Source organism: Catonella sp. (assembly GCF_052169795.1).
Taxonomy (GTDB): domain Bacteria; phylum Bacillota; class Clostridia; order Lachnospirales; family Lachnospiraceae; genus Catonella.
In genome coordinates, this window is sequence record NZ_JBQNBU010000091.1 from 1 (window position 1) to 7755 (window position 7755).

Annotated in this window: 3 protein-coding genes; all 3 read left to right on the forward strand. The window is 35.7% G+C overall.

From position 1 onward, the window contains the following. Positions 1 to 222, forward strand: a 222-nt coding sequence (locus ACTTKP_RS10225) for a hypothetical protein (protein WP_442553801.1), incomplete at its 5' end; no start/stop codon positions are given. A gap of 149 nt (positions 223 to 371) precedes the next feature. Further along, positions 372 to 3182, forward strand: a complete 2811-nt coding sequence (locus ACTTKP_RS10230) for a SpaA isopeptide-forming pilin-related protein (protein WP_442553802.1) — start codon at positions 372 to 374, stop codon at positions 3180 to 3182. Between the two features lie 245 nt (positions 3183 to 3427). Then, on the forward strand, positions 3428 to 7755 hold a 4328-nt coding region (locus ACTTKP_RS10235; RefSeq protein WP_442553803.1), incomplete at its 3' end, for an MSCRAMM family protein.

The window sequence follows — 7755 nt, forward strand, 5'->3', positions numbered from 1 at the left end:
GGCATAGAGAAAGGCATAGAGAAAGGCATAGAGAAAGGCATAGAGAAAGGCATAGAGCAGGGTATAGAGAAAGGAATAGAGCAGGGTATAGAGAAAGGCATAGAGCAGGGGGAAGAGATTGCAACTCTCAATATAGCCAAAAAACTGAAGGAAAGTAAAGCTACATTAAAGTATATAATGGAGATTACAGGTCTGACAAGAGAACAGGTAGAAAGTTTGTAATAATAATCAACAAGAATACAATATAGGAAATTTGAGGAGTTTCATAAAAATAAATCACAACAACACAAACCGTGTACTTGTAGCAAAATTTCACAACAATATAAAAAAATCAATATTAAATATTAATTTTTTGAATAGAAAAGCCGATAATGATATTGCAGACCTATCATTATCGGCTAGTAAATATTGTACTTAAGAAGATTGATGAAGATACTACAGAGGCTCTCAGTGGAGTTAAGTTTAAGCTTGAAAAGTACAATACTAAAACAAAGCTTTTGATTGGAGAACCTGTTGAGTCATCTACTGACCCAATTGAAAAGAACTTTGGTAAGAGTGAGAAACAAGGTTTAGCTGCACTTAACAAATATCTCCTTTCAGGTGCGAGATTTGTCTTAAAGAATGCCCAAACAGGTGAAGTAATACCTGTTAAAGATAATAACGGTGTTTATACTGCTACTAAAAATCTTGTAGAAGGTTCTTATACCTTACAGGAATTAAAAGCTCCAAAAGGATACAAAGCAGATGCCTCAAGAATTTATCACTTTGACTTTACACCTGATAAAAAGAATCCTAAAGTAAAAGGCAGAGTAGATTACCATGGATTTTATGACTCTGAGCATACCAAAACGAAGCAGAATGAGCAGTACAAAGCCAATAATTATAAGTTTAAGTACTTAGTTATTTACAATGAAAAAGACACAAGACCTGTGGCAGACCTTACAGTGGTGAAACAGGATATAGCTAATAAGACTGCTTTAGCCGATGCAGAATTTGAACTTATATATCCTAACGGAATAACAACAGAAAGTGCTATAACTGATACAACAGGAAGTGCTGTTTTCAAAGATCTTGTAGCAGGTACTTATAAGCTTAAAGAAACAAAGGCTCCAAGAGGATACAACAAATTAGAAAAAGAGTACTCTGTTACCATTACTCCTAGTGCAGTTAAAGGTAAAGCTGCGGAAATTGCAGTTGACAAGACTGTAAAAGACATAGAGGTAGTTGATGGTAAGGTTGTAGTTTATAATGAAAAAACTTATGAACTTAAACTTATAAAGAAAGATTTTGCAGCTGATAATCTTATTGTAACAGGTGCTACACTTGTACTGAATGCTGCGGGAAATGAAAAGCTTACCAAAGAAGGCAGTGAGGATAATGGTGAGTTTGTATTCAAGAACCTTAAGGCAGGGCAGACATATACCTTAGAAGAAACCGTTGCACCTGAAAATTATGCGAAGCTGAAAGCTAATGTTTATAGCTTTGCTGTAGATAAGGATGGCAAGATAACTTTAACAGGTCCTAAGGATGAGCATTATGTAGAGGCAAATTCGGATGGAAGTTTTACAGTCTTTAATGAAAGAACCTATGACTTAAAGCTTGTAAAAGCAGGTTTGAATGATAAAGATAAGACCGGGGAAGCAGGAGCTTCACTGAAGGATATCACACATTTAACCGGAGCTAAGTTTACTCTCGAGCGTAAAATTGGTGATAAAGTTACTACTTATGCAGCAATTGAAGAAGATAGTAAATATATCTTTAAGGGACTTAAAAAAGGAACATATAGGTTAATAGAAGAAGCAGCACCAAAAGGATACAACAAGTTAATTGATGCGATTGAAGTAGAAGTAGATCCAAGTGCAGATAAGGGTAAAGAAGTTACAGTTAAAGGTGAGAATGCAGTATTCTTTGATAATACAGTTGTAGTATTTAATGAACAACAAAAAAAGACAATTGTATTAAATCTGATAAAGGCTGATATGACCGGCATGAATGAAACAGATGAGAATAAACTCGTTAAGCTTGCAGGAGCTAAGTTTACTCTTGTTCATAAGGAAGAGCCGGCAGTGAGTTACTCAGCTGTGACATCAGAAGGAAAAGTAGGTTTTGCAGTAAGCAAGGCAGGTATATATACCTTGACCGAGCTAGCTCCTCCTACAGGTTATGCAATCTTAGCTAAGTCATTTGAAATAGCGGTAACTCCTAGTGCTCTTACAGGGCAGCAGGTTGCGATTAAGGATGCGGATAGTAAAGCAATAAAAATGTTAGACCCAAAAACTAATACATTCGTAGTCTTCAATGAAAAAACCTATGACCTTAAGCTCCTTAAAGCAGATTCAGCTGATAACGCGGCTACTACTCTTGGAGCAATAAAGACACCGCTTGATGGTGCCAGGTTCAGACTTGCTCTTGAATCTGATACAGCAGTATCTTATAGTGCAATAACAGGTAAAGAGGTGGCATCAAGAGGAAGCCTTGTATTTAGTGGACTTAAGTCAGGCAAATATGTGCTTACAGAAGAAGCAGCTCCTAATAATTATACAGCTCTTATGAAGAGTTATACAGTAGTTGTAACTGCAAGTGCATTAAATCCTGAGTTTAAGATAATAGATGCTAAGGATGGAGAAATAAAAGAAATAGAAAAGACAGTTGTAGTATTTAATAAGAAGAACGATGTACCAAATGGTGGTGGAACTACACTTGGTGGCGGCGGAGGAACTACTCCGGGCGGTGGTGGCGGAACTACACCGGGAGGCGGCGGATCTGTTCCGCCGGTACCGGTACCAAACACAACACCAAGCCCTAATCCGTCACCAAACCCAAGTACAACACCTAACCCAACACCATCACCAAATTCACCAACACCGACAGCGGAACTTCCGAGGTATTCTGAAAACAGTCTTCCGGATCCTAATGACCCGGATAGTCCGGATGAGTTCGTAGCAGTTGATGAAGAAGGTACTCCACAAGGTCGTTTTGTAAAGCAGAAGACTCCTGATGGAAAGAATGAGTATGTTGAAGTTAATGACGATGGAACTCCTAAGGGGCCTAGCAGGGCAAAGAGGGCACTTCCAAAGACAGGTGGAACTGACAATGTAGTATATTATGCAGGTGGAGCTATGCTTTTGTTGCTTGCAGCAGGTGCATTGGTAGTAAGAAGAAAGAAGTATAAAGAGAACTAATTTATAGTTAAATGAGAGCTGTGTTTTGACATATTATGCCAGGACACAGTTCTTTTATCCTTAAATACTATTATAGCCCTTGGCAGTGAGATTGCCTTATGGTATTACTCACACAAAGTCATACAAAAATCTGACAATTAAGAATATAGCTCGTATTGTCATTAAAAAAGGATTGTAGTAACTAAAAATAAGGAATATAATGTATAATTATACAGCTAAGCAATTAAAGAACGAGGAGGTAACATATGTGGAAAAAACACAAATACGCACTACTTAGTTTGATACTTATGGTAGGGATATTTTTGACAGGAGTGAGACTGCCACAGTTTGCAGAGGCAGCAGGACCTGGTACTGTGGATAAAACCGGAAATACCAATGTAGTAAAGGAACATAAAATAACCTATGTACAAAAAGGAGCAGAATTAGATTTAAACGCAACTCCGGCACCTAAGATTGATTTAACAGATGAATTGACTGTTACAATTAAGGATAAATTTAATTTTGATAAAAATACAGCAGATCATATAGATGATATTTCATATGTAGAATATGAATTAGGTCAGTATTTTGATTTTGACAATATGGCAATTGAGCAGAATACAATACCGGATCCGGATAAGACAGATTCATCGCTTCATAATAAAACAATTTGTAAAACTACCTTTACTAAGGACTCTGAGGGGAAAATTAAAGTTAGATTTGATTTTGGTTTTGCAGACCCTATTATGTTTGACCAGGCTGAAATTGAAGTAAAAGCAATAGTTAAGTTAAAGATAAATCAAGCTGAAATAAATGATAAAAATAATGGCAAAATTATAATTTCAGGTCAACATTATGATGTAGAAAGTTCTGAAGAAGAATTTACTGTTAAGAAAAAGGGTGAACTTAACCTAAATAACGGTACTGTAGACTGGACTGTAGATGTGCTGAGAAAGAAAAAAGGTGTAAATGAACAGCTTAGTCTTGTGGGGTATGTGTTTAATGACGATCTTACTGCAGTAGGGAATTGCAAGTTAGGGACATTTACAGTTAATGGGGTTACAAAAGCACTAGAGAGTGGTGGAAATCAAACAAAACTTAGCTATACGATGAAAAATGAAGATTTTACAGATCCTAATATTGGAAAAGCACAAATAAAATTTAGTACTGAGATATCATCAGGGGAACTGTACTCGGGAAAAATTTATAGAAATAAAGCAACGGTTTCTAAAGATAATTTTATCAAAGAATCTAATGAAGCAGTAGTTAAACTAACTAAATTTGGCACAAAGAAATACGAAGTAGTTAAAATTTCTGAGGATAAGCACAAAATAATATGGCATGTAGAGATAAATGAATCTAATGAACAATTAGACAATGTAATTATAGAAGATCCTCTTTTGAAATCAGAAGTAGGAGGACTCATACAGGAAAGGGAGAGCAGCTATTATCAGGTATGGGATGATGCTATAAATGACTGGAGTACTACAACAACAACCATAGCTCCTGATTCAGCTAATAAGTATCGTCTTGGTACTGTAAACAAAAAGACAAGGCTTACCATTGAAACTAAGGATTTGGACACAAATGGTGGTTATTATCAGTTTAGGAATTATGCTAAAATATATTGGGGATCTTCTACTGGTATAAAAGTAACATTTGATAATGAAGCACCAATTGGTAAAGGAAAATTGAGTAAGTCCACTGTAACTTTTGGGATGAATCCAGGAGAGACAGAGGAAATCACTGATAAAAGCAAAGGTAAAATTGGTGACAGAAGAGACAGTGACAAGACGAACGCAATAAAAAGAGCTGCCTTTGAGACAGAATGGATAGCAGAGGTCAATATTCCGGATACAGATAACAAGACATATTACCTTTACGATGCTTTTGTTTTTGGTAAGGATATTATAGCAAATAATGGAGAACTTAAGGATACTAGTAAATATAAAGTTACTAATTTTGATGGCTCAATGAATAATATTCGTCCGGGAGTTAATTTAGAGCATGTAGTTTCACATGTTCCACACCGACAAAGACTTGTGAACCCAGAAGCACCATTTACCGAGAATGATAATGGTTTGTCTCATAAGACTTATCTTATAAAAAAAGTTAATGGCGAAATAATAGGTCATTTACTGGAGATTAGTGGTTTTAAAAAAGGAAAAAATGTAGTTAAATTTAAATCAAAGCATGCTGAGCCATGGGCATTATTCGGAACGGATAAAGTAGATTCATCAGTACAGGTTAAGAACTACATGTTTCTTGAAAATGAAAGTGGACAGGTTATTGAGATAAAAGGTGTCAATACTGCCTATAATCCTAAGATGTTAAAGAAACAAGCTCTTTCGAAGGAAGCTGCAGCAGAGTTTGTGAATAACTTAGAAGTATCCTATGCAAACAATATAATCAATGATGATGTATTTGACAGTAGCAGCAAAACGGCTAAGCCAGCTGAAGAAATTAAGAATACTGCATTCAATATAAAAGATCGCTCCATTATTTATAGACTCAGTGTGAATGCAGCACAGATTAATGATACAGATGGTGACCTTGGAGTAGTTACTGTTACGGATACTCTTCCGGATGACTGGGAGCTTACCAAAATTACTGGAGATAAAGAATACCTTATATACAAAGGCACTCCTGCTACTAGTGTTGCAAAGATAGATGCAACAGTACTTGCAGAAGGCTCACCAGTAGAACTTACTCCAGAAAAATTAGAGTTTGTAAAGACTGATAATAAGCTTGAGTTTAAGTTTAAAAAGTTAGACTCACCTTATGTAATTTTATTTAAAGCACAGCTTAAGGAAGAAAAATTTAAGGAATATCTTAATAAAAAAGATAGGGTTGTTAAAAATGAGGCAGAGATTTCCTCAGAAAGCCAATCATTCAATGGAAAACTAGGAAGATGGTTGACTCATACTATAACGAGCAGTCAGGAAGTGTTAATAAATGAAGAATTCCTTACAAAAACTCCTGATACTAAAGCAAAAGAGCAGGAAGAAAAAGGATATCTGAAATGGAATATAGTATACACTCCGTATAAGGATTATACAGATAATACTAAGGTAACACTTGAGGATGTGCTTGGTGATAAACTCAGTCTGAGAAAAGAAAAAGACAGTAAAAATCTTGTATTCCAAGGAGATAACTACAGGATTTTTACAGGTAGGCTAAAGACTGACGGTACATTTGAAGAACAGCATGAAATAACTACAGGGCTTTCGGATATATTTAAATATGATAAGGATAGTAAAAAGTTTATTATTACTCTTCCTAATAGTAATGAGACCTACAAGATTTCTTATATTACAGATATTGTAGGAGATATAAATGCAGGTATAAGCTTAGCAAATGATGTTTATCTTCGTGAGGGTAACGCTGTAGCAAATACTGTAGAAGTTAAAAAGAGCTATAATGCAACAGTAGCATCATCAGGTAAGGTAAAGGGCTTTGAGAAGCTAACTATAATTAAGAAAAATGCAAATGGAGATAAGCTTCTTTCAGGAGCAAAATTTAAGCTTACTAAAAATAATGTGGAAGTAGATGGTTCTCCTAAGATAACAGGTGCAGATGGTGCTATCGAATTTGAAAGACTTTCAGCCGGAGAATATGTGCTTAAAGAGATTCTGGCACCAGTTGGATATGAGTTAAATGAGACTGAGTACAAAATAAAAATAACAGACCTTGAAAATGGAAAGAAAGTAGAGCTTCTTGATAATACCGGAAAGGTAGTGTCAGACCTTGAAAATATTACACATATAGGTAATGAATTAATTGTAAAAAATGAGATTAGTGATAGTGCTAATTTGGGTAAATTAAAGATTAGCAAAAAAGATAGTATAAATTCTAATCCGCTTTATGGTGCAGTGTTTGAACTTAAAAAGGGAGACATTCTTATAACCGGAAAGACCGGTATAACTGATAAGAATGGTTTACTTGAATACAGTAAATTAACAGAAGGCAATTACGAACTTACAGAAACAAAAGCACCTATAGGTTATAAGGATAATAAGCCTGTATACAGGTTTAATGTAGATAATGGTGGAAATATCAATTTCACATACCCTGCTACTGTAGAATGGGCAGAAGGCATTTTGACTGTCAAAAATGAGGCTGAAAATGTTGCTAATGTAACCTCGTTAAAGATTATTAAAAAAAGCAGCAGTAACAATAGTCCTCTTAGCGGAGCAGAATTTGAGCTAAAGAAGGATAATGTAGCGGTCACACCGGAACCAAAGACTACAGGTGCTAATGGAGAAGTTACTTTTGAAGGACTTACAGAAGGCACATATGTGCTAAAAGAAGTAAAAGCACCAAACGGTTATAAGAAAAATGATGCAGAGTATGTTATTAAAATAACAAAAACTGGAAATAAATTTAACAAGTCATTGGACAAGATTTATACTAATGCAACATTAGCCGTTGATACAGGTGATTTGACCATAACCAATGATCCTCTTCCATCTGCTCCTAGTGGCGGGGGTGGAACACCACCAACACCACCAACACCACCAACTACACCGCCGACAACCCCAACAACTCCAACAACACCGGTAACACCATCAGAACCAAGCAAGCCAACAGAGCC

Excerpts from the sequence above, each read along its gene's own strand:
- ACTTKP_RS10230 (WP_442553802.1), top strand. The coding sequence starts at position 372 with ATGATATTGCAGACCTATCATTATCGGCTAGTAAATATTGTACTTAAG.